Origin of the sequence: Alkalibacterium thalassium, assembly GCF_900101165.1 — a bacterium.
GTDB lineage: Bacteria > Bacillota > Bacilli > Lactobacillales > Carnobacteriaceae_A > Alkalibacterium > Alkalibacterium indicireducens.
In genome coordinates, this window is sequence record NZ_FNFK01000033.1 from 1 (window position 1) to 22,724 (window position 22,724).

The window sequence follows — 22,724 nt, forward strand, 5'->3', positions numbered from 1 at the left end:
ATTCAAGAACAGATGAACATGGTCTTCATCCGTCTCCAAAGCAAGGAGGTGGAAGCCTTGTTCATCACAAATGTCTTGAACTAATTTCTTGAACCGTTCTTCGAGAGAGGGATTCAAGAAAATCTTTCGTCTGTACCGAGGACAAAACACAAAATGATAGTTGATGAGGCTGACGGTTGTTTTAGTTCTACGGTAATTTTCCATGTATCCATTATACTCTATACGTGTATGAAAACATACCGAACATACTCAAAAAATATTCGAATATATCACAGGGCTTTCGAGTTCGCCAAAGCGAACCCTCATCCCTGCCGAGCTATCATCCCACGATTGAAACCGTGGGTTTTCTCACTCGGAAAACTGATAAAGAAAGACAGGCATGTCTTTTCCTGCTAGTCAGGGAGTTTGTCTTCCAGTTCTGTGACCTTTTTGATCAGCTGATCGATTTTGCTTTCCAATGAACTGATATTTTCAGTTTCTTTCGACTTGGACCGGTTAAAGTAGGTTGTCAAAGAACTCGTGAGCACACCGATCATAGCCAGTCCGAGAAACATCAGAATGGTAGCAGCAATTCTTCCAGTCAGAGTAACCGGAGAGACTTCACCGTGACCGACAGTAGAAGCTGTAACTATCGCCCACCACACGGATTCTGAAAAAGTGACATTTTCTGATACTGAAAAGACGACTGCTCCGAAAAGAATCAGGAGAACACTGGTATATAAGGCATAGATAAGACCATTTGTATGAAGGATCGATTTGATTTCCCGCTGCGACCGGACTTTCAGACTGAACAGACGAGTGAAGCGTGACAGTCGAATGAGATGAGAGAAACGCAGTATCCTAAAGATTCGGGAAAGACGGAATAGTCTGAAGATCGAGACAAACGGAATGATTGACAGCAGATCAAAGACATGATGGACCACAAATTCTTTCTTGTCTTGAGACAAGGTCAGCCGATAAATATAATCAACAGCAAAAATAAAAACGAAGATCAAGTCAATTGCAAAGTAAGGCTGGTCAGCAATCGAAATAACTGATAGCAGATCGAGGATGATCAGAAAGATGGATGCAATTGACAGAGCCATCATAGTAAAATTGTAAAGTCTAAACGAGCGCATAATAACCTCCAGTATACAGCCTGACTTAAGGCAAGTAGTTAGTCTAATAGTAGGGTGTTTACTGTCAGATGTAAAGGGCGTTGGTCACTATTCAGATCGATGATAGAAAAAAGCACTGAACCCAAAAGTCCAGTGCTGCATTCTGATTTATTTTTCTGAAGTATAACGTAGTGCCCGTGTCTGCAAGTCTTTTTCAAATATCTTACGGAAGAATTGAATAAAAGGTCCGATAAAGAACGCAGTAATAATCGTATTGAATCCTAATGTAGCACCTAGAAGATAGCCGATAATTGAAAATGAGACATCAATGATGACACGCGATGTCCGGTAGGTCCATCTGCCATTTGCCTTCTCTGTCAGAATAATTGGGAACGCATCGTAAGGAGCAACGCCTTCTTTTGCCTCAGTGTATAAGGCCACACCACTTGAAATAAAGAACAGCCCAAGTAATGAGAAAATGATACGAATAAGCAGACCTTCAGGTTCTGAGAAGTAAGAATTGTAAAGCGATAATGTCAGGTCCGAAAAGTTTCCGACGATAAAGATGTTCAGAAGTGTTCCAATTCCGATGAGTGCACGATTATCAAAATAAATCAGGATTAGTGCAATCAGACTGGAAATCATTATGAACAAGCCGAAGCCCATATCAAGAAAGCCGCTCGCTCCTAAGTTGAATGTAGTATACGGATCGGTACCCAGATCAGCCAGACGGAAGAACGATACCGCGAAACTGATGAAAAACGTACCGATTAGTGAATAAGTCAATTTTATTTTTTTCATATAAACCCTCTTTTTTCTGAATAATGTCTATTTTTCATCATACGACCTGCTAGGATGAAAGTCAATTCTGTGCAGTAAACTCTCATTGAGTTAGTTCCGATTTATGACTGATTTCTCATCTGGGGGAGTAGTTTAATCAAATCTTGAATGGTATTAAAACATAGGTGGAAATAGGGTTTCTAGAATTGAGTCTGCTTCGGAGATAAAAAAGGGTAATAGATTAATTGTACAAAAAAAGCAGTCCATGACTGCCAAGTTAAATGATAGACGACCCTAGAGAGATTCGAACTCCCGACCTACAGTTTAGGAAACTGTTGCTCTATCCTGCTGAGCTATAGGGTCAGATGATAGGTATGTACAAGAAATCTTCTGGCACAATCATTTTGCCGTACTCTTATACAAGCATTATCATGCGCCTAACTTTCATTATACAACAGTCTGGCTAAGCACTCAATACTCTCATTTTCATTTAGATAAAGACTTCTAAAAGATAGAGCAAGTAGCTGAAGCAACGATTATCCTGGGAATCTGCTGTCTCAGTTGTCAACATCAGCCCCCTCATATACACTGAAAGCATAAGAGGGGGAACTGATTAATGAAAAGGAGTGAACTTGCATGTCAGAAAAAGAGGTACTGATTGTAGGCGCTGGACCGACAGGACTCGTCCTGGCTCTGGAACTGGCTTATTACAATGTCCCGTTCAAACTGATCGATCAGAAATCAGGTCCTGGCGAGTCGTCAAGAGCCATGCTGGTCGTATGAAACCTTTAAAATAAGCATTATGAATAGGATTAGCTAAATGACTATGTGGAGGATTTTTTTTGCATGTGCATTTTTTCAAGTAAATATGCTATCCTTTAATAAGTAAAGAATAGATGAAATGGAGTGGATAAGATGAAAGTATCAACGAAATGGGAGGGCAATCTGGCCTTCACGATGACTAATCCAGACGGGAACCAGGTCAGAATGGATGCCAGCAAGGAAGCTGGTGGAGACGGAACTGGGGCGTCACCAATGGAGACCGTCCTAGGCGGTCTGGCAGGCTGCATGGGTATCGATATGTACATGATTTTGAAGCCGTATCAGGACAAAATCAGCCGTATGGAAATTGAAACTGATGGGGAAAGAAATGACACAGCACCTAAATTCTTCACTGCAATCGAAGTGACCGTCCATGTTGATGGAGACGTCCCGGCCAGCCGAGTATGGCGTGCAGTTAAACTGAGCGACGAGAAATATTGTTCAGTAGCTAACTCACTGAAAGCTGACTTGAGTTACAAGGTTATCCTGAACGGTGAAGAAGTTTCTGACGAAAAATAATTTAGACAGGCAGCAGGTGAGACCTGTTCAATAGGAGAGTGACACATGGCTACATTGAACGTAACATTTCAATCTCGCGAATTGATGAGAAAAGTATCGTTTTCAGCAGTGATTCCATCTTCAACAAAATCCTTGTATGACCCGGAACCGATTGAAGAAACAAGTGGTTCTCTAAAGACTCTGTACCTGCTTCACGGATGGGATGGGAATCACGAAGACTGGATCCAGAATACTCGGATTGTCAAATGGGCGACAGAATACAATATCGCAGTTATCATGCCATCCGGCGAAAACAGTTTTTACGTCGATCATCCGAGCGAAGACAATTACGGAAAATTCATCGGAGAAGAGCTGATTCGAGAAACACGGCGGCTCTTTCCACTTTCTGAAAAAAGAGAGGACACCTTCATCGGCGGATTGTCGATGGGAGGCTACGGCGCTCTAAGAAATGGCTTAGCCTATCCGGAAACCTTCTCAAAAATTGCTGCGTTTTCCAGTAGAGTGCTTAAAGCTGATGAGCCGCTGCACGACTTGTCCACTACGGATCGATTAAACTCTAAACTACAATCGATCATAGGCTCCAACTCCTACAAGGATCTCAAGCCAGAAATGGATATTTACAAGCTTGTGCTGGGGCAACCTCGTCCAGAGTTATACATTGCTTGTGGAACAGAAGATTTTATTTACGAAGATAGTCAAGCGCTCCATAGATATTTAAATGAAAATGAGATTGATCACATTTATAAAACTTCAGCCGGTGGTCACGAATGGGGTTTTTGGGACCATTATATAGAGCAAGCAGTACAGTGGATGGTAGAAGAATAAAGAAAAATATTATAAAACGGTTTCGCTGCAAACTAATGGATTCAGCGAAACCGTTTTATAAAAAATCTCATTTTTTAAGAAAAGGCTTGCAAAAATAATTTTGATTTAATATAATTCATTTATCGAAACGTTTCGAAAGGGCGTGGTTGGATATGACAATCATTGATGCTTCATTCTTTTCAGAGAATTTAACAAGGAAAGTCAGCTTTTCTGCTATTATTCCTGAAAAAAACAGAGCATCGGGTGCATTGCAGACACTTTATCTTTTACATGGATACAGTGGTGATTGTAAAGATTGGTTATATGCAGGACAGATAGAACAGTTGGCAGATAATTATGGCATTGCAGTCATCCTGCCTAATGGAGAGAACAGTTACTATGTTGATCATCCAAACGGATTAGGATACGGAGCGTTAAGAAATGGTTTGTACTATGATCAGACATTTAGTAAAATTGCTGCACTATCCAGCCGGATCTTGACTAGGAAGCCGGAAGATTCGACGCATACTTATCCGGATCGCATTATGAAAGTATTAATTGGAAGTGACAAGACAGCAGATATACCAGATGAAATGGATTTATATCATTTAGCGGAAAACAGCGGTCAGCAACCAGCACTTTATATGGCATGCGGGACTAGTGACTTTTTGTATAAAGATAATGTAGAATTTCACGCATTTCTGAAGCAAGCAGACTATCCTCATCAATATGTGGAAGACGAAGGAGACCATAACTGGGAATTCTGGAATCAGCAGATTATATTAGCTTTAGATTGGCTGACTGAAAAAGAACAGCTAAATACGTAAGGGTTTACAATTATAAAAGAACATGCTATATTTTAGGTGAATTAAATTTTTTTTTGAAGTTTTGTCGAAACGTTTCGACAATCAAATTTTAAAATTAGCGCAAACGATCAAATATGAAAAAATTAGGAGGAACCACAATGGTGAAAATGAATAAATTAGTATGTGGAACTGCATCTCTACTATCAATGAGTTTGCTAGCAGCATGCGGAAATGGTGGAGATGGCGGAGATGAAGGTGCTTCAGAAGGCGGGTCAGATACATTATCTGTTTGGGTAATGGGAGACGGAAATGAGTCTGTTCAACCGATTTTTGACGCATATACAGAAGAAACTGGAGTAGAAGTCAATCTTCAAAGTATTCCTTGGTCAGCTGTTCATGACCGTTTATTAACGGCTGTAGCTTCCGGAGAAGGCCCAGATGTTGTGCAAATGGGATCAACTTATATGGCTGAATTTATTGATGCAGGTGCATTGATGGATATCTCTGAATATATTGAATCTGAAGAAGCGCTCAGTCCTGATAACTTTTTTGAAGGAAACGTAGCGACAACAATGTTTGAAGACAACTATTATGCTGTACCTTGGTATACAGAAACACGTGCGCTATACTACAGAACAGATTTGCTGGAAGAAGTTGGTTATCCAGAAGGACCGAGCACTTGGGATGAATTATATGACGCGGCTGTACAATTATCAGAACGCGGTGACAATATGTACGGATTTGATATCAACTTGCAAGAGCAGACCTTTGGACCTATGTTCGCAATGCAAAATGGTTCTGATGTGATCACAGAAGACAATACTGCTGTAATGAATGAACCAGAATTTGTAGAAGCCATTGAATATCTTCACAGTTTTGCAGAAGCAGGAGCTTCACCGATGCAGGACTTGGGTATTGAAATTTCTCAAAGCTTCGGTGGTGAAGGAATCGTTCCAATGTTTATTTCCGGGCCATGGTCAATTACAGCTATTGAAGATCAGACGACGGATATTGAAGGTGAATGGGATATCAGAACACTTCCAGAAGGACCTGTCAGCAACGTTTCTAACACTGGTGGCGCAAACTTAGCCGTATGGGAAGGATCAGACAACCCGGATCAGGCGATTGATTTGATTGAGCATATTGTTAGTACGGAAAGCTTATTGACTTACTATGATACAACTAGTTCTCTGCCGGCATTGATGTCAGCTTGGGAAGAAGAGCCGTTCCAAGATGAAAAAGTTGCCGTCTTTGGAGAACAGCTTGAAAACTCTGAACATATGCCATTGATCGTTGGATGGGATAGAGTATCAAAAGCCTATCTTTCAAGTTTCGAACAAATCATGGTTGGTGGAGCAGACATTCAAGATACGCTTGATAACTTGAACCAAGAAGTACAATCGATCATCGAATAATCAATCAGAATATTAGAAAAGTAAACTCCATAAATTCAGAGAATTGAATAGATCCTATTCATTCTCTGAATTTTGATTTTAGAGAGGACGTTTTATATGAAGAGTAAAAAAGCACCCTATTTCTTTATTGCACCAGCTATTATATTACTGCTGATGTTTTCCATTTTCCCCATCCTGATTGCGTTGCTGATCAGTTTTACAGATATGAGCCTAGCTGGCTTGGCAGATTATTCAAGAATTGAGTTTCTTGGTCTGCAAAATTATCAAAATATCTTGCAGGATAATGTCTTTATTCAATCTATTACCAACACCTTATTTTATGTTTTGTTTGGTGTTCCACTGGTAATTCTTTTTTCACTGACGATAGCGATTTTGATCAATATGGGGAAAACGAAGTACTTTTCCTTTATGAGAGTGGTGTTTTATTCTCCATCAATCACGAATATTGTAGCTGTTGCCATTGTTTGGGCGTTTCTATTTAACCCTAGTGAAAGTATCGGATTGATCAATCAAATGTTAAGCACAGTGGGCATTCAACCGATCGGCTGGTTGACAAACACTGATGTTTCAAAATTTTCACTAGTTATCCTTGCAGTGTGGAGAGGGATCGGGATTAATATGTTGATTTTCTCAGCAGCTTTGCAAAACATTCCCAAAACCATGTATGAAGCTGCCGAACTGGATGGCGCAACAAAATGGGAACAAATCTGGCATATTACGATTCCTCAGCTTAAATTCTCAACGTCATTCGTTACGATCACTACGATCATCGGATGGCTGCAATTCTTCGAAGAGCCATTTGTTATGACAGACGGAGGTCCGCTGAACAGTACAATGAGTGTGGCGCTATTTATCTACCGCAACGGTTTCCAAAATAACCAGTTCGGTTATGCCGCAGCAGGTTCACTGCTTTTATTCGTTGTGATTATTGCAGCGACTATGATTCAGTTAAGACTGCAAAGACGTGGACAGAATTAAGAGGAGGATCAATCAATGATTAATATCAGTAAAAAATTAAAGATTACGATAGGGGCCGTCTTGGGGCTTTGGGGACTGGTTACCGTTATTCCATTTTTGTGGATGATTTTATCAGCTTTCAAAACCAATGCTGAAATCGTGTCGACGCAACCCAACCTTTTTCCAAGTGAATGGACACTTGCGAACTTTGCTGAGCTGTTTCAGCGTCTGAACTTCGATGTTTATCTAGTCAATACAGCGATCATTACGCTGCTTGGCTTCGTTGGGCTATTTCTTAACGCCATGGCAGGTTTTGCGTTCGCACATTATGATTTTAAATTCAAAAACTTCTTATTCATATTAGTGCTGGCGACGATGATGATCCCAGGACAAGTAACGATGATTCCAGTGTACTTGCTGCTGAATCAAATGGGATTGACAAACACCTACTTAGGGATCGTTTTGCCGGGTCTGACCGGCGCATTTGGAATTTTCTTGTTTAGACAATTTTTCTCTAGTATTTCTGAAGAATTTTTTGAAGCAGCGAGATTAGACGGAGCCAGTGACTTTTATGTGTTTTTCCGAGTTGCCTTGCCGTTGTCTAAACCAATTATTGCTGTACAAGGGATCTTGACCTTTATCGCCGGTTGGAACTCTTTCTTATGGCCGTTGATTATCGCAAATGATCAAAGTTTCTACACGCTATCTGTAGGACTTCAGTTGCTGCAGGGACAGCATGCAACAAACTTTGCCTTACAAATGGCAGGAGCAGCGTTCATGGTGGTTCCGATCTTGATTATCTTCATCATCTTCCAAAAATATATCCTCAGCGGATTTAACATTTCCGGCGGGAAATAAGTACTTTTGTATAACATGAGAAACTAAAAGCAATGCAAAAAGGAGCAGACAGATGAAAAAAGAAGAACTGAAAGCTTTACTAGATGAAATGACGATTGAAGAAAAAGTTGGTCAGACAATCCAGTTGTCAGCGGATTTTTTCTCAGATAAGTCTGAAGATATCACTGGCCCTATGAATGAAATGGCGATGACAGAAGAAAAGAAATATCAAGTTGGATCTGTATTAGGTGTAGCAGGCGCAAATGAAACGATTGAATTGCAAAAAAGCTTTATGGAACAGCATCGGTTAAATATTCCGTTGTTGTTTATGGCGGATATAATTCACGGTGATCACACGATTTTTCCGATCCCGTTGGGATTGGGCGCGACTTGGAATCCTGAATTGGTTAAAGAAACAGCCAGTATTGCAGCTAAAGAAGCAGCAGCACAAGGGCTGCATATTACCTTCTCACCCATGGTCGATCTTGTCAGAGATCCAAGATGGGGCCGAGTTATGGAGTCTACTGGAGAAGACAAACTGTTAAACAAACGGTATGCCCGAGCCTTTGTTGAAGGTTATCAGGGAGACGATTTAAAGCAGGATATTACGAAGCTGGCGGCGTGTGTGAAACATTTTGCCGGTTACGGAGCACCGCGAGGCGGACGGGACTATAATTCTGTGGATCTAAACGAAAATACCTTGAGAGAGCATTACTTGCCGGCTTATCAAGAAGGAATAGATGCCGGAGCTAAGTTAGTCATGACGGCTTTCAATACGATCGATAATATCCCGGCAACTGGAAATAAAAGATTGATGCGAGATATTTTACGAAAAGAAATGGGCTTTAACGGAGTATTGATCTCTGACTGGGGTGCAATCGGCGAATTAGTACCGCATGGTGTGGCAGAAGATCTTGAACAAGCTGCCAAACTGGCGATGGAAGCCGGTGTAGACATAGAGATGATGTCAGCTGCGTACAGTGAACATCTTGTCAAATTAGTCGAGACAGATTCAACTCTTAAAACTTTGCTGGATGAGACGGTCCTAAATATTTTAACACTGAAAAATGATCTGGGACTCTTTGAACAGCCTTATCGAGGAGCAGATCAAGCAAAAGAAGAGGCTGAGATTTATACTGAAGCGAATCAGCAAGTTGCTTTAAAAGCGGCTGAACAGTCACTCGTTTTACTTGAAAACAACGGCGTATTGCCGTTAACAAAACAAGAAAAAGTTATTTTGACGGGTCCAATGAAACGGTCTAATGATCTTCTGGGTGCGTGGTCATGGAAAGGCGATCGCTCGAAAACGGCGACACTGGAAGATGTTCTAGCGGCACAAGTACCGACAGAACAGTTGACTATAGTCGAAGAAGCAGAAATCTTCAATGGTGCACACAGCTTTTTGGTGAATGATGTACAAGAAGCGGACACGGTCATTGTAGCGCTTGGAGAAACTTCTGAAATGAGCGGAGAAGCAGCCAGCAGAACGAACATTAAGCTGCCAGAATCACAGTTGCTGCTCCTTAAAGAGTTGAAAGCATTAAATAAAAAAGTGATTGCGGTCTTATTCAACGGACGTCCGCTGGATCTGACAGATGTAGTGCCGCTGGTCGATGGTCTGATTGAGGCTTGGTTTCCGGGAACATCTGGAGCTCAGGCAGTCTTCAACCTCTTATATGGAAAAACCAGTCCTTCCGGAAGATTATCGATGACGTTCCCTCGCTCAGTTGGACAAGTCCCGATTTTTTATAACGAAGACAGCACCGGCCGACCTTTTACAGCAGACAAAGGAAGTGAAAAATACTTTTCTCGCTATATCGATCGTGCTAATTCACCGCTTTATCCATTTGGGTATGGACTATCCTACACTCAGTTTGAGTATTCTGCATTAACACTGTCTGATACAGAAATAACAAACGAAGAAGCGATTAAGCTGTCTGTTACGGTGAAAAATACCGGTGAACGTTCAGGTACTGAAACAGTTCAGATGTATGCAAGAGATAAAGCGGGCGAAGTCGTTCGTCCTGTAAAAGAATTGATTGAATTCAAACAAGTAACACTAGAATCAGGAGAAAGTCAGACCATTACGTTCAGTCTATCTGAAGAACAACTGCGGTATACACACTCAGATCATACAGTGAAAAGTGATGCAGGAGAATTTTTAGTCGGGATCGGCTCTAATAGTTCTCTAGAATTGACACATGCTTTTCGATTGACAAAATAACCAGAAGCAGTTAAAGCAAGTATTCAAATCATTTTAGCAGGATGATAAAACAGTATGAAAGAAAAAGCATTCGTTTTAAGGAGTAGTATAATGAAAAAATTAGAGCAATCAGCAGAACAGATGACGACGCTGACGTCGGGAAACACTGAAGCAGTCTTTTTACAATCTGGGGATCTTTATAAATTTTCACACCAAGACATAATGATCAATCAGGTCGAAAGCAACATGATTGACGGTTCCTTGAACAATTTGTATTTAAGAACATACGACCAAGACGGTACGATAAAATCCTATACACCTTTACTCGGTATTCGATCCAAAAGTACTTTTTCAGCCGGCCAATCCCAGGCAACCTGGACGGGAACGGCTGAAGAAATCGAGTATACGGTTCGATTCAGCTTGGCAGAGGAATCAGTTTGGTTCTGGGAAGTAGAACTTTCCGGTGCGCAGCAGACAGTCGACGTAATCTATGGACAAGACTTAGGATTGGCAGGAGAAGCAGCACTGAAAGCGAATGAAGCTTATGTTGCCCAATATGTAGATCATAAAATCATTGAATCCGATTTAGGCTATTCTATCAGTTCCAGACAAAACCAGCCGCAAGATGGGAAGCATCCTTATCTGCAGGAAGGGAGTCTGACAGGAGCGGACGGATTTCTAACTGACGGATTCCAATTCTTCGGAACAGAATACAAAGAAACGTCTATTCCAAAAGCGCTGCTGAATGCCGAGCTGGATAATAAAAACAAGCAGTATGAATTTGCCTACAGTGTATTGAAATCAAAAAAAGTCAACTTAGAGGGTCAGACCAACATTGTTTTCTATCAATACTATCAGCCGTCGCATCCAGAAGCCGTTGAAAAAATTGAAGGAATTGATCAAATTCAAACGGCCTATCAGCAATTGGCAAAAGAAACCGTACAGCCGGTAGAACCAGTTAAAAAGAACCCGATCTTTGGACAATCGCTGAGCACTGCAGCTTATTCGAAAGCAGAGTTGGATGAACTGTATCCTTCTAGAATCCAAGAAGAAAAAATGGACGGAGAACTGCTGTCATTTTTCACGGATCAAAAAGCGCACGTTGCTTTAAAGGAAAAAGAAGTACGATTGGAACGTCCGCATGGACAAATTTTGTTTACGCATAATCATACTGTACCGGATGAATCGATCATGAGTACAACGTCATGGATGTACGGCATTTTCAATGCTCAGCTGGTCATGGGCAATACAGACATGAATAAAGCACTGTCTAACGCACGAAATGCTGTCAATTATTTCAAGACTAGCGGACAGCGCGTCTATGTTTGGATCAATGAACAGTATCACTTGCTGGCGCTGCCTTCTTTGATGGAGATCGGCATTAATTATGTAAAATGGCTTTACAAAACAGCCGATGAGACATTTATTGTTACGAACTTATCTTCTTCAAATGAATCAGCGATTCAGCTATCGGTTGAAAGTACCAGTGGACAACCTTACGAATATTTAGTAACGAATCAGATGACATTGAATAGTCGAGAGTATCAGACACCGATCTGGTTTGAAGAAAAAGCGGATGGCGTTTATTTTACCCTTGACGAACATACTGCTGCACATGAGAAGCTGCCCGATCTGACATACCGATTTTCTATTAAAGAAGCTGACTACACAGTTGTCGGCGAAGAAATATTTCTGGAAGGTGCTGGAGAAGGAACAGCTAATCTAGTCAACTTCAAGATTGCTGAGACAGAACGTCTTGAGCTGCTGATGCAAGGATCGCTTAAAGGTGAATCATTCCCGGATGTCAAACTAACTTTTGCAGAAGAAGTCATTGCTTTCCATCAATTTTTTAAAACAATGAGTAATGGACTGGAATGGTCAGGACCCGATGAAGTAGAAAAGCTTTCAGAAAAAATGAATTTGACGACTTGGTGGTACACGCACAATATGCTGGTTCATTATCTGGTACCGCATGGCTTAGAACAATTCGGCGGTGCAGCTTGGGGAACCAGAGATGTCTCTCAGGGACCTTCAGAATACTTGCTGGCGATGCAGAAATATGACAGCTTAAAAGAAGTGATTAAGCGCGTATACGGACATCAACATGTTCAAGATGGCAACTGGCCGCAATGGTTCATGTTCGATTCTTATACGCATTTACAGGCAGATGAGAGTCATGGAGATGTCATCGTCTGGCCGCTTAAAATGCTGTCGGATTATATTGAGGCGACAAATGACGTCAGCATCTTAGACGTTGAGGTTCATTATTTTGACAAGACGACAAAAGAACGGACTGCCCAAACGGCTTCAATCAGAGATCACGTCCAGAAACAGATTGATTATATACAGTCGCATTTTCTTTGGGATACGTTTTTATCTTCCTATGGAGATGGAGACTGGGATGATACCTTGCAGCCGCATGACCAAAGTTTGAAAAAATATATGGCGAGCAGCTGGACGATTGCGTTGACTTATCAGACACTCACAAAATTTGCTCAAGTATTGAAAAAGCAAGAAGATAAATGGTCTGAAACTATTAAGACCTTGGCAGAAAAAATCCACTCAGACTTCGATTGCTACATTTCTTCAAATGAAGTGGTACCTGGATTTGTCTATATGCCAAGTGAAAAAGAAGTAGAGAAGATGATTCATCCAGATGATCAGACGACCGGCATTCAGTATCGTCTGCTGCCGATGATTCGTGGTATGATCAGTGAACTGTTCTCCAAAGAACAAGCACTGGCGCATTATGAAGTTATTCAAAAACACTTGAATACACCAGACGGCGTGCGGCTGATGAATCGTCCGGCAACTTACCGCGGAGGCGTGAGCCATCAGTTCAAGCGAGCTGAGCAAGCAGCGAACTTTGGTCGTGAGATTGGATTGATGTATGTACATGCGCATATTCGTTATATTGAAGCCATGGCAAAAATCGGTAAAGCGGATGAAGTCTGGAAAGGGTTCGAGACTATTAATCCGATCAACCTTCCTGAAGTCGTCGAAAATGCAGAAATCAGACAGAGCAACACCTATTTTAGCAGTTCAGATGCGGATTTCTCAGACCGCTATGAAGCGCAGAAGAACTTTGATCTTGTTAAAAAAGGTGAAGTAAAAGTCAAAGGCGGCTGGAGAATTTATTCCAGCGGACCAGGGATTTATCTGAACCAGCTCATTGCCAGCGGACTAGGTATTCGGGTACAAGGAAAGTCCCTTGTACTGGATCCGGTACTGACAAAAGAAATGGACGGACTGCAGATACAGTACCGCTTTAATGGTCATCCACTGACGATTCATTATCTATATACAGAAGAAGAACAGTTAAGAGTAACCATTAATGGGTCAACAGTCGATCAAGAAACAATCTCTAATCCCTACCGGAATGCCGGTGTTCGAATTGCTCCAGCGGCTCTAGAACAAAGCTTGGACGATTCAGAGACCGTGATTGAAGTACGGTATCCCGTTTATGGATAACGAAACTGACGTTAAATAGTCAGGAAATAGGGTTTAAGTAAACAGACTGAAGTTGCAAAAGTACTGTTCATTACAGCTGACCAATTGAGGAAGGCTTTGATGAACAGTCTTTCAGTATCAAAAAAATGTCAAAGGGACGCCTTAGACCTTTCTCGTCCATTGTTAAATGAAGCTGGATACAAATTAGGCTTTTATATTATCTTGTAAAGCCTTTCTTTTGCAGATACAATATAAAGTAAGAATGAAAAAAGAAAGTAAGGTAAGCCATATGGTAGGAATCAAAGATATTGCTAAAAAAGCCAACGTCTCCATATCCACCGTTTCTTATGCGTTGAATGGAAGTCCCAGAGTAAGTGAAAAAACAAGGAATCGCATTTTAACGATAGCTAAAGACATGAATTATGTTCCAAACCGCGCAGGTCAGAACTTGCGGAATAAAAAAAATAATATTATCGGTGTTTATCTATCCAGTTACAGCGGAAGTTTCTATGGTGAATTGCTGGATGGTATTCAGCACATGGCACGAGAACTGCAGTATGATATCATCGCCTGTTCAGGAGAGCGTTCTAGATTGTTTCTTCCTCAAGGAATGATCGATGGGATTATCGTAATGGACTGGTATTACCATGACGAGCAATTGCTTGAGTATGCAAACGAGGGGCATTCGATCGTCGTATTAGATCGACAGCTTGATCATCCCAATATTCGTCAGGTCCTTTTAGATAATAAAAAAGGGATCCGCGAAGCGGTTCAGCATTTAAAACAGTCTCCTGCGGAAACAATAGAGATTATCAGCGGTCCAAAAGGAAATTTCGATACAAAAGAACGGTTAGAAGCTGCTACCCAGGAAATATCCAGAATTGGCAAACGGTTCCGTATATATAAAGGGGAATTTACTGAAATATCCGGGTTTCAAGCTGCTCGCGAAATTGAAAAAGAAGCAAAACAGCATAAGCTGGACAATATTGAAATTTTAACCTTGAATGATGAAATGGGCATCGGTGCTCATAATTACTTTAGTCACACACCCTATAAGCTTGGAGAACAAGTAAGGATAACCGGCTTTGATGATCTGCTCGTCAGCCGCTACATCACTCCGCCGATCAAAAGTGTTGCCTACTCAAAAAGAGAATGGGGCGCAGTCGGCATGAATACTTTGTATAAAATGCTGAATGGTCAAAAAATAGAACATACCTTGATTTCAACCAAATTTCCCTATTAAGAAAAGGAGCTTATGATGACTTGGTGGAAAGAAGCAGTTGTTTATCAGATTTATCCTAGAAGTTTTCAGATTCGAATGGAGACGGCATCGGAGATATCCCAGGAATCATCCAGCGTCTGGATTACTTACAGACACTGGGGGTGGATGTGATTTGGCTAAGCCCGGTTTATGCATCGTCAAATGATGATAACGGCTATGATATCAGCGACTACGAGGCAATCCATCCTGAGTTTGGAACAATGGAAGACATGGAACAGCTGATTGATGAAGCAAAAGAACGCGGTATCAACATCGTTATGGATCTCGTCGTGAATCATACATCCGACGAACATGCCTGGTTTCAGTCTGCAAAGTCCAATATAGACAGTCCTTACCGCGACTATTACATTTGGAGAGATCCGGTGAATGGGAAAGCGCCGAATGAACTGCGGTCGGCTTTCAGCGGGTCAGCATGGGGATATGAACCGCAAACAAATCAGTACTATCTTCACCTTTTCAGTAAAAAACAGCCCAATTTAAATTGGGAAAATGAACAAATACGAAAGGACATCTATCAGATGATGAACCGTTGGCTGGATAAAGGCATCGGCGGCTTACGAATGGATGTGATCGATTTGCTCGGAAAGGATGCGGACAACCAGATCACAGGGAACGGTCCCAGACTGCATGAATTTCTTAAAGAAATGCGACGAGAGACGTTTGAGCATTATAATGTTATGACCGTTGGAGAAAGTTGGGTTGTAACGCCAGAGACAGCTCCATTATTCGCGGATGAATCAAGTAAAGAGCTGAATATGATGTTTCAGTTCGAACATTTAATGCTGGATGAACAGCCGAATACGTCAAAATGGCAGTTAAAATCATTGGATATGCCTGAATTTGAAAAGGTTTTCAATAAGTGGCAGACGCAACTGACGGAAACGACTTAGAACAGCTTATTCTGGAACAATCATGATACTCCGAGGATTGTTTCAAGATTTGGAGATGATCAAAACTTTCGTATAGAAAGTGCGAAAATGCTGGCGATTCTGCTGCATATGATGGAAGGAATGCCATTTATTGATCAAGGGGAAGAAATCGGAATGACCAATTATCCGATTCAACAGATTGATCAAGCACAGGATATCGAAAGTCTGAATCTCTATGAAGAAAAATTAGCTGAAGGCTGGACTGAAGCGGAGATTATGGAAGCCATCAATGCAAAAGGAAGAGATAATGCCCGTACACCAATGCAGTGGACGGCAGAGCAGAACGGCGGCTTTACTGATGGGGAGCCGTGGATGACCGTAAACCCAAATACTTCTGATATCAATGTCCAAGCAGCGGTAAATGACGAGCAGTCCGTTTTTTATACGTACCAGAAACTGATCCACTTGCGCAAAGAGCATCCGATTATCGTAAAAAGTACTTTTAAACTGCTGCTGAAGGATCATCCACATATCTTTGCATATGAACGAGAATTTGAAGGAGAAACCTGAATAGTCGCAGCGATTTTCAGTCCTGAAACGATTCGCTGTTCCCTAGCAGAAACATCAACACCTAATATACCGATGATCGCAAACTATGATCGCTCGGAATATGACTTGGACGAACTGACATTAGCGCCATATGAAGCCTTTGTCGTTAAAGTAGAGTCTAATGAAAACTAGACGGCATGATAGTAAAAAGACAGCGCTGAAGTGCTGTCTTTTTTGTGATACCATAGAATGGATAGAGCCAAAGAAATAGTCAATGACTAAATCGACAGTAAAGGAAGAACAAAGTGGATACATTATCAATCCAACCAGTAAATGAGGATAACTGGCGAGCCATTGCAGAGCTGAAACCTCATCCGCATCAAGCGTCATTCATTGCTCCGAATACAGAATCTATGCTTGAAGCAGTCTACGAAACTCGGTTTGCTTGGTCAACTTATGGTTTATATGTAGATGCCTATCCAGTAGGATTTGCTATGATCGGTGCCTGCCACCAAGAAAATGGCTACATTTGGCTGGACCGGTATATGATTGACAGGAAGCATCAAGGAAAAGGGTACGGGTCGCTCTTTTTAACTAAAATACTGGACTATATCCAGCAGAATTGGCCAGTAAAGGACATTGTTTTGAGCATCGAAGCGGAAAATCAGCAGGCAGAACAATTATACAAGAAAGCAGGCTTTACAAAGACCGGGATCATAGATGAGGACAATGGGGAGCACGTTATGGTTTATAAAGTGAAAAAGAGATAGCCGCTTAGAAAGCAGCTATCTCTTTTTCATTTAGTTATCTTGTTCATCGTATAGTGATTACGCCCAGGCACCTTTACGGAATACAGGGACGCGGGTTCCATCTTCACGGATCCCGTCAATGTCCATTTCGTTTGATCCGATCATGAAGTCGACGTGTACATCTGAACGGTTCAGGCCAGCTTCTTTCAGTTCTTCTTCAGACATTTCGGTCCCACCTTCAAGGTTGAAGGCATATGCTGAACCTAAAGCCAGGTGGTTCGATGCATTTTCATCAAATAATGTATTGAAGAAAGTCAGTCCTGACTGAGAAATAGGTGACGCGTCCGGTACGAGTGCGACTTCTCCTAAGCGAGCAGCACCTTCGTCTGTCTCAATCAGTTTCTTGATGACCTCTTCGCCTTGATCAGCAGTCACGCTCTCAACTTTTCCGTCTTTAAAGTGGAATGTCATGCCTTCGATAATCGTTCCGGCATAGCTCAATGGTTTAGTTGAAACAACGACACCATCAACCCGGTTTGCATCTGGTGCAGTGAAGACCTCTTCAGTAGGCATGTTAGCCATGAATCGCTCGCCACGGACGTTCAAGCTTCCAGCGCCTTCCCAGCGGTGACCTTTCGGCAAGCCGACTGTTAAGTCTGTTCCTGGGGCAGTGTAATGTAGGGCAACAAATTGTTCTTTATTCAATTCCTCAGCTTTAGATTCCAATGTCTTGTCTTTTTCAGCCCACGTAGCAACTGGGTCTTCATCATATAAATGAATAGCCTTGAAGATCGCGTCCCATAAAGCATCAACGCGTTCTTCGGAAGTTTCCAGTTCTGGGAACACTTTTTCAGCCCATTTTTCACCAGATGCAGCAGCAACGACCCAGCTGACTTTGTTTGACTGTGTTGCTTTACGCATAGCAGAAAAGGCACGGCCATTAGCTTTTTGAGCAGCAGCAATCTTGTCACTGTCCAGACCTTTCAATGCATCAGGGTTAGAAGATCGAACACTAATCCGGCTGGCGCCTTTTTCGATATGATCGAGAGACTCATCCACTTTATACTGAGGGACTGTCGACACAACTTCTTCTGGAGCATATTTGAAAGTAGAACGGGTGATTACATCATCTGTCCATTTAACGATGACTTCCTTCGCACCTCTTTTGTAAGCTGATTCAGTAATGAGTCGTGCTAAAGGTGCCTGGTCAACATCAATACTTAATACAACAGTGTGACCTTCGGATACGTTGACTCCAGTTGAAACGAGCAAGTCAGCATATTTTTTTAGATTTTCTTCAAAATTTGGTAAGACCATATTTATTCCTCCTAAAATTTTATTCACCTTAGTAATCTTAGCATAGATGACAGTTTGTCACAATCTAAAAGAAGAGCCATCACAGTCTAATATGATTATTATTAAAATGCCGCTCTTTTATTAGAATAATATGTATGATTTTGTAACTGGACAGTGAGCAAGGTGAATGTTCTTACAAAGCACCTTTTCGGGTGTGGTTAAATATGTTATACTATTTTTTAGGGTTAAGGTTGGCAAGGTATATTGATCAAGAGACACAAGGAGAGAAAGACGATGCCTCGAAAAAGAAGAATCTTAAAGCACCATATACTGGATGCTGCTTTGGAATTAATGCGTGAAGAAGAATTTGACCGATTTACTGCAAGAAAAATTGCAGAATCCTTAAACGCTTCCACGCAGCCAATTTATAAAGAATTTAAGAATATGGATGATTTAAAAGTCAACTTGACTGCTTATGTTCAAGATAAAATGGATGAGTGTATATTCAAGCTGGAAGATGAGCGGCTGCAGATCCGTGATGTGTGTAAAAATTATATACTATTCTCGAAAAATGAAGGTTGTCTCTTCGCTGCATTATTTATGGGAAGAGAAGTCAATGTCACTACATTGCATACATACATTTTTGATCAGCTTCATCTTGTCCTGGATAGACATGAAAAAGCACAAGGTCGAAGCAGAGAAGATAAGGAGCAGCTTCTAGATATTCTCTGGCCGACAGTCCATGGCTTTGCCATACTAACTGCACAAGGCAAATACGAAATGCCGGACGAAGAGTTGATTGAGAAAGTCAATGATATCGTGGACCACTCTATTGAAGTATGGAGCAAAAGTCTGACTGAGCAAGCAAGCTAAAAAACCATCAGCTGCAATAGATTTTTTGAATCTGCTGCAGTCGATGGTTTTCTTGTTTAAGTCAGGATTAAAATTCGATTGTATCTGGGTCGGTCGCTTCTCCGGCACGTCCTTTAAGGCCGTCTATGACTGCCATATCTTCAGGACTGATTTCAAAGTCGAATATATCCGCATTTTCCCAAACGCGCTCTTTCGTCACTGTCTTAGGAAGAGGGAGGAAGCCATGCTGAAGGCTCCATTTCAGAACAAGCTGAGCAATTGATTTATCATATTTTTCAGCCAGTTCTTTCAGTTCTTCAACATCAAAAATTTTACCTGTCCCAAGTGGACTGTAAGCTTCTGATACGATACCATGTTCCTTGTTGTATTTGACAACTTCAGGCTGCATATCACTCGGGTTAAGCAAAATCTGATTGACAGCGGGTTTTATCTTTGCTGTTTCAAGAAGTGGGTCAAGGTGGTGAGGTCTGAAGTTGGACACACCAAGCGTCTTGATTTTACCATCCTCGACTGCCTCTTCCATCGCTTTCCAGCTGCCAGCATTGTCTTCCTTCCAGTTATCACGTGAATAGATAGGATTAGGCCAATGAATCAGGTAGAGATCGATATAGTCCGTATCGAGTCTGCTTAGAGAAGTTTCAATGGCTTCTTTTGTTTTCTCATAGCCATGCATACGGTTCCAAAGTTTTGTTGCCAGGAAAATTTCTTCTCTCGGTACACCACTTTCTTTAATCGCTTCGCCAACTGCTTCTTCGTTCTTATAGGCAGCTGCTGTATCGATGTGACGGTAGCCTGCTTCAAGGGCCCATAAGACGGACTGCTTGGCCTCTTCATCACTTGCTTGCCAGGTCCCGAATCCCATAACAGGTATCTTCAGCCCGTTATTCATTTCATACGTATCAGTTAATGCCATGTCCATTCCCACTTTCTTAATAATTAGTATCTAGTGAAAAGTATACATAAACATAGAATAGAGTGTCAATGAAATCGCTTTTGTAAAAGAATGTAAAAAAACTCCGTCCGTCAAGATTAGTCACTTATCAAAAAAGTGATAAATCCTGCGGACAGAGCATGGGGTTAAAGATTGTTGTAAGCGTCAAGCAGTTTCTGTGCAAAAGCTTTAAGGTTTTCACTATCTTCTTCTTCGGGATTCAGATTGACTTTAACATTCTCCGCACCTTTTAAAGCACCAGTTTTTTCAAACTGTTCATCAAAATCATCCACTGATTTACAGTATTTTTCATAAAACGTATCACCTGATCCAAATGATCCAAAAATTTTACCAGTTAAATCGACTTCTTCTAGTTCTTCGTAAAAGTCCACAATTTCATCGGGCAAATCTGCATCCGTTCCGTAGGTGTATGTACCAACTACTGCAATGTCAGCGTCTGTAAAATCTTCAGGATCCGCAAAGACGCTTTCCACGACTTCTACTTCAGCTCCCAGTTCCTGAAAAGCCTCTTCCAGCATCTCAGTACATTCTTCAGTATTACCAGTCAGACTGGCATATACGATCATCACTTTGGGCATGACAATTATCCTTTCTAAGTGGTTACCCTGCAACCTATTTCTAAAAAAGCATACCATGAAATCGAGAGAGTTTCAATAATTCATTAATTCACAAATGAGAGGTATTTTACAATGAAAGAAACTGAAAGAAGGACTGCGTTGAAGTTATGGATGTAAGCTCTTTCGGTTGTGATTCACACCCGTTATTTATGAAGAAAAAATTCAGTGAAATAGGTGGTACTTTCCTATGAATCCGTTATACTGAAGGAGAATTGATATCATACAGGTAGTGAGAGAATGGACCATCAAACATTGGATGCATTTCCGGATAATTTTCTCTGGGGATCAGCTTCAGCTGCCTATCAGGTAGAAGGAGCAGCGAAGGAAGACGGCAAAGGGGAGTCGGTATGGGACCGCTTCGTGCAGATTCCTGGCAAGACTTATAAAGGAACGACTGGTGATGTGGCTGTAGACCATTATCACAGATATAAAGAAGACGTGGCCCTTATGGCTGAACAGGGACTCAAAGCTTACCGTTTCTCTGTAGCGTGGAGCCGGATCATACCGGACGGCGATGGTGAAGTGAATGAAAAAGGACTTGAGTTTTACGATAAACTGATCGATGAACTGCTGGCTCATGGCATCGAACCTGTTCTGACACTGTATCACTGGGATATCCCTCAAGCTCTTCAGGATAAGTACGGCGGCTGGGAAAGCAGGCAGGTCATCGAAGACTTTACGCGTTACGCGGACATTCTGTTCCAGCGCTACAACAACAAAGTCAAATATTGGGTCAGTTTGAACGAGCAGAATATTTTCATTATGCTAGGGTACCGCATGGCCGCTCATCCACCTAACGTAGTAGACGAGAAACGGATGTACCAGGCCAATCATATTGCCAACCTTGCCAACGCATCTGTAATCAGACGCTTCAGAGAACTTGATATAAACGGACAGATCGGGCCAAGCTTTGCTTATGGACCGACATACGCGCTCGACAGTCATCCATTGAACCAGCTGGCAGCTGAAAACAATGAAGCGTTCAATGCTCACTGGTGGATGGATGTATATGTTTTCGGAGAGTACCCAAAGGTTGTCTGGAAGTATCTGGAGAGAAAAGGGTTGGCACCTGCAATTGAAGAAGGGGACATGGCTCTTCTTAAATCAGCGAAGCCTGACTTCATGGGATTGAACTATTATCAGACTGCAACCGTCGAACATAATCCGATAGACGGCGTGTCTTCCGGTAAGATGAATACTTCAGGTAAAAAAGGAAGCAGCGAAGCAAGTGGACTGCCTGGCGTATTTAAAACTGCAGACAATCCTTACGTCGAACAGACAGACTGGGACTGGGATATCGATCCTGTTGGTCTGAGAATCGCCTTGAGACGAATCGACAGCCGCTACAACCTGCCCATTATGATTACTGAAAACGGACTGGGTGCTTATGACAAACTAGAAGAAGACGGATCAATCCATGATGATTACCGTATCGATTTCCTTAGAAAACATGTTAAGGCGGTTCAAGAAGCCATCACTGACGGCGTCAACGTTCTAGGTTACTGCACTTGGAGCTATACAGACCTGCTGAGCTGGTTGAACGGCTATCAGAAACGTTACGGGTTTGTCTACGTGGACAGAGAAGAACTGGATGAAAAAGAACTGAAACGATATAAAAAAGACAGCTACTTCTGGTACAAGAAAGTGATTGAAACCAATGGGAAAGAGCTTTGACACTCCCACAGCTAAAGCAGTGGGATTCTTAAGTGCTTTGTCGAACGCAGGCCATTTCTGTTTTGTTCAAGCCTTAAGTTTAAGGGTGTGCCATCACCCCTCCCATGGCAGAGCCTATAGCTCCATGGGCACTCATACTGTGACCATATGAGTTAGGTTGTTTGGGCGATATT

The 22,724-nt window shown here is 41.7% G+C and carries 19 protein-coding genes, 1 tRNA gene and 1 pseudogene; 14 read left to right on the forward strand and 7 right to left on the reverse strand.

Going from position 1 to position 22,724, the window contains the following annotated elements; genetic code table 11:
• From tnpA to BLR76_RS07600, 4 genes are all read right to left on the reverse strand, one after another.
• The coding region (gene tnpA, locus BLR76_RS07585) for an IS200/IS605 family transposase (protein ID WP_143009196.1) at nt 1-204 on the reverse strand (204 nt) is incomplete at its 3' end.
• A 188-nt stretch (nt 205-392) separates the two neighbouring features.
• Nucleotides 393-1,118, reverse strand: a complete 726-nt coding sequence (locus BLR76_RS07590; RefSeq protein WP_091267571.1) for a potassium channel family protein — start codon at nt 1,116-1,118, stop codon at nt 393-395.
• Nucleotides 1,119-1,265: 147 nt separating this feature from the next.
• Nucleotides 1,266-1,898 carry a YczE/YyaS/YitT family protein gene (locus BLR76_RS07595; RefSeq protein WP_091267572.1) on the reverse strand — a complete coding sequence of 211 codons (633 nt, stop codon included), beginning with the start codon at nt 1,896-1,898 and terminating at the stop codon, nt 1,266-1,268.
• 268 nt (nt 1,899-2,166) lie between these two features.
• Nucleotides 2,167-2,240, reverse strand: a tRNA-Arg gene (locus BLR76_RS07600).
• A gap of 273 nt (nt 2,241-2,513) precedes the next feature.
• On the opposite strand from BLR76_RS07600, the gene BLR76_RS11615 reads away from it, so the two are divergent.
• The 12 genes and pseudogenes from BLR76_RS11615 to BLR76_RS07655 all read left to right on the forward strand — a co-directional run bounded on the left by BLR76_RS11615 (nt 2,514) and on the right by BLR76_RS07655 (nt 17,160).
• Nucleotides 2,514-2,660: an FAD-dependent monooxygenase gene (locus BLR76_RS11615; RefSeq protein ID WP_143009214.1), complete on the forward strand. Its 147-nt coding sequence runs from the start codon at nt 2,514-2,516 to the stop codon at nt 2,658-2,660.
• Between the two features lie 132 nt (nt 2,661-2,792).
• Entirely contained in the window at nt 2,793-3,218 is a 426-nt protein-coding gene (locus tag BLR76_RS07605) for an OsmC family protein (RefSeq protein WP_091267575.1), read from the forward strand.
• 45 nt (nt 3,219-3,263) lie between these two features.
• The gene (locus BLR76_RS07610) at nt 3,264-4,043 is read left to right on the forward strand and encodes an alpha/beta hydrolase (RefSeq protein ID WP_091267576.1); all 780 of its coding nucleotides are present in this window, start codon (nt 3,264-3,266) and stop codon (nt 4,041-4,043) included.
• 152 nt (nt 4,044-4,195) lie between these two features.
• Nucleotides 4,196-4,849, forward strand: a complete 654-nt coding sequence (locus BLR76_RS07615) for an alpha/beta hydrolase (protein WP_091267579.1) — start codon at nt 4,196-4,198, stop codon at nt 4,847-4,849.
• 137 nt (nt 4,850-4,986) lie between these two features.
• On the forward strand, nt 4,987-6,243 hold the full coding sequence (locus tag BLR76_RS07620; RefSeq protein ID WP_091267580.1) for a sugar ABC transporter substrate-binding protein: 1,257 nt from the start codon (nt 4,987-4,989) through the stop codon (nt 6,241-6,243).
• Between the two features lie 96 nt (nt 6,244-6,339).
• Nucleotides 6,340-7,221, forward strand: coding sequence for a carbohydrate ABC transporter permease (locus BLR76_RS07625; RefSeq protein WP_080146778.1), 882 nt, complete (start codon nt 6,340-6,342; stop codon nt 7,219-7,221).
• Between the two features lie 15 nt (nt 7,222-7,236).
• Nucleotides 7,237-8,058 (forward strand): carbohydrate ABC transporter permease, encoded by an 822-nt coding sequence (locus tag BLR76_RS07630; protein ID WP_091267582.1) that lies wholly within the window; start codon nt 7,237-7,239, stop codon nt 8,056-8,058.
• 52 nt (nt 8,059-8,110) lie between these two features.
• Nucleotides 8,111-10,261, forward strand: a complete 2,151-nt coding sequence (locus BLR76_RS07635) for a glycoside hydrolase family 3 N-terminal domain-containing protein (protein ID WP_091267584.1) — start codon at nt 8,111-8,113, stop codon at nt 10,259-10,261.
• Between the two features lie 90 nt (nt 10,262-10,351).
• Nucleotides 10,352-13,711 carry a GH36-type glycosyl hydrolase domain-containing protein gene (locus BLR76_RS07640; protein WP_245683064.1) on the forward strand — a complete coding sequence of 1,120 codons (3,360 nt, stop codon included), beginning with the start codon at nt 10,352-10,354 and terminating at the stop codon, nt 13,709-13,711.
• 268 nt (nt 13,712-13,979) lie between these two features.
• Nucleotides 13,980-14,933 (forward strand): LacI family DNA-binding transcriptional regulator, encoded by a 954-nt coding sequence (locus BLR76_RS07645; RefSeq protein WP_091267586.1) that lies wholly within the window; start codon nt 13,980-13,982, stop codon nt 14,931-14,933.
• 12 nt (nt 14,934-14,945) lie between these two features.
• Nucleotides 14,946-16,582: pseudogene (locus tag BLR76_RS07650) on the forward strand (glycoside hydrolase family 13 protein).
• A 113-nt stretch (nt 16,583-16,695) separates the two neighbouring features.
• Nucleotides 16,696-17,160 carry a GNAT family N-acetyltransferase gene (locus BLR76_RS07655; RefSeq protein WP_091267589.1) on the forward strand — a complete coding sequence of 155 codons (465 nt, stop codon included), beginning with the start codon at nt 16,696-16,698 and terminating at the stop codon, nt 17,158-17,160.
• 57 nt (nt 17,161-17,217) lie between these two features.
• On the opposite strand, the gene BLR76_RS07660 is transcribed toward BLR76_RS07655, so the two are convergent.
• Nucleotides 17,218-18,456, reverse strand: coding sequence for an aminopeptidase (locus BLR76_RS07660; protein WP_091267592.1), 1,239 nt, complete (start codon nt 18,454-18,456; stop codon nt 17,218-17,220).
• Nucleotides 18,457-18,729: 273 nt separating this feature from the next.
• Here BLR76_RS07660 and BLR76_RS07665 point away from each other — a divergent pair, with 273 nt between their 5' ends.
• A complete protein-coding gene (locus tag BLR76_RS07665) occupies nt 18,730-19,308 on the forward strand; it encodes a TetR/AcrR family transcriptional regulator (RefSeq protein ID WP_091267594.1) in 579 nt (192 codons plus the stop codon).
• Nucleotides 19,309-19,375: 67 nt separating this feature from the next.
• Here the strand turns inward: BLR76_RS07665 and BLR76_RS07670 are convergent, their stop codons facing one another.
• Nucleotides 19,376-20,221: an aldo/keto reductase gene (locus BLR76_RS07670; protein ID WP_091267605.1), complete on the reverse strand. Its 846-nt coding sequence runs from the start codon at nt 20,219-20,221 to the stop codon at nt 19,376-19,378.
• Nucleotides 20,222-20,385: 164 nt separating this feature from the next.
• Complete coding sequence (locus BLR76_RS07675; protein WP_091267596.1) at nt 20,386-20,838, reverse strand: flavodoxin; 453 nt, start codon at nt 20,836-20,838, stop codon at nt 20,386-20,388.
• A 276-nt stretch (nt 20,839-21,114) separates the two neighbouring features.
• On the opposite strand from BLR76_RS07675, the gene BLR76_RS07680 reads away from it, so the two are divergent.
• The gene (locus tag BLR76_RS07680; protein ID WP_091267599.1) at nt 21,115-22,551 is read left to right on the forward strand and encodes a glycoside hydrolase family 1 protein; all 1,437 of its coding nucleotides are present in this window, start codon (nt 21,115-21,117) and stop codon (nt 22,549-22,551) included.
• The last annotated feature ends 173 nt before the right edge of the window (nt 22,552-22,724 follow it).

What these genes read in the sequence shown, in the direction of transcription:
- BLR76_RS07620 (WP_091267580.1), top strand. Translation starts at nt 4,987, where the DNA reads ATGGTGAAAATGAATAAATTAGTATGTGGAACTGCATCTCTACTATCA.
- BLR76_RS07660 (WP_091267592.1), bottom strand. Translation starts at nt 18,456, where the DNA reads ATGGTCTTACCAAATTTTGAAGAAAATCTAAAAAAATATGCTGACTTG.
- BLR76_RS07635 (WP_091267584.1), top strand. Translation starts at nt 8,111, where the DNA reads ATGAAAAAAGAAGAACTGAAAGCTTTACTAGATGAAATGACGATTGAA.
- BLR76_RS07665 (WP_091267594.1), top strand. Translation starts at nt 18,730, where the DNA reads ATGCCTCGAAAAAGAAGAATCTTAAAGCACCATATACTGGATGCTGCT.
- BLR76_RS07590 (WP_091267571.1), bottom strand. Translation starts at nt 1,118, where the DNA reads ATGCGCTCGTTTAGACTTTACAATTTTACTATGATGGCTCTGTCAATT.
- BLR76_RS07640 (WP_245683064.1), top strand. Translation starts at nt 10,352, where the DNA reads ATGAAAAAATTAGAGCAATCAGCAGAACAGATGACGACGCTGACGTCG.
- BLR76_RS07670 (WP_091267605.1), bottom strand. Translation starts at nt 20,221, where the DNA reads ATGGCATTAACTGATACGTATGAAATGAATAACGGGCTGAAGATACCT.
- BLR76_RS07680 (WP_091267599.1), top strand. Translation starts at nt 21,115, where the DNA reads ATGGACCATCAAACATTGGATGCATTTCCGGATAATTTTCTCTGGGGA.
- BLR76_RS07615 (WP_091267579.1), top strand. Translation starts at nt 4,196, where the DNA reads ATGACAATCATTGATGCTTCATTCTTTTCAGAGAATTTAACAAGGAAA.
- BLR76_RS07610 (WP_091267576.1), top strand. Translation starts at nt 3,264, where the DNA reads ATGGCTACATTGAACGTAACATTTCAATCTCGCGAATTGATGAGAAAA.
- BLR76_RS07675 (WP_091267596.1), bottom strand. Translation starts at nt 20,838, where the DNA reads ATGCCCAAAGTGATGATCGTATATGCCAGTCTGACTGGTAATACTGAA.
- BLR76_RS11615 (WP_143009214.1), top strand. Translation starts at nt 2,514, where the DNA reads ATGTCAGAAAAAGAGGTACTGATTGTAGGCGCTGGACCGACAGGACTC.
- BLR76_RS07595 (WP_091267572.1), bottom strand. Translation starts at nt 1,898, where the DNA reads ATGAAAAAAATAAAATTGACTTATTCACTAATCGGTACGTTTTTCATC.
- BLR76_RS07645 (WP_091267586.1), top strand. Translation starts at nt 13,980, where the DNA reads ATGGTAGGAATCAAAGATATTGCTAAAAAAGCCAACGTCTCCATATCC.
- BLR76_RS07630 (WP_091267582.1), top strand. Translation starts at nt 7,237, where the DNA reads ATGATTAATATCAGTAAAAAATTAAAGATTACGATAGGGGCCGTCTTG.
- BLR76_RS07605 (WP_091267575.1), top strand. Translation starts at nt 2,793, where the DNA reads ATGAAAGTATCAACGAAATGGGAGGGCAATCTGGCCTTCACGATGACT.
- BLR76_RS07625 (WP_080146778.1), top strand. Translation starts at nt 6,340, where the DNA reads ATGAAGAGTAAAAAAGCACCCTATTTCTTTATTGCACCAGCTATTATA.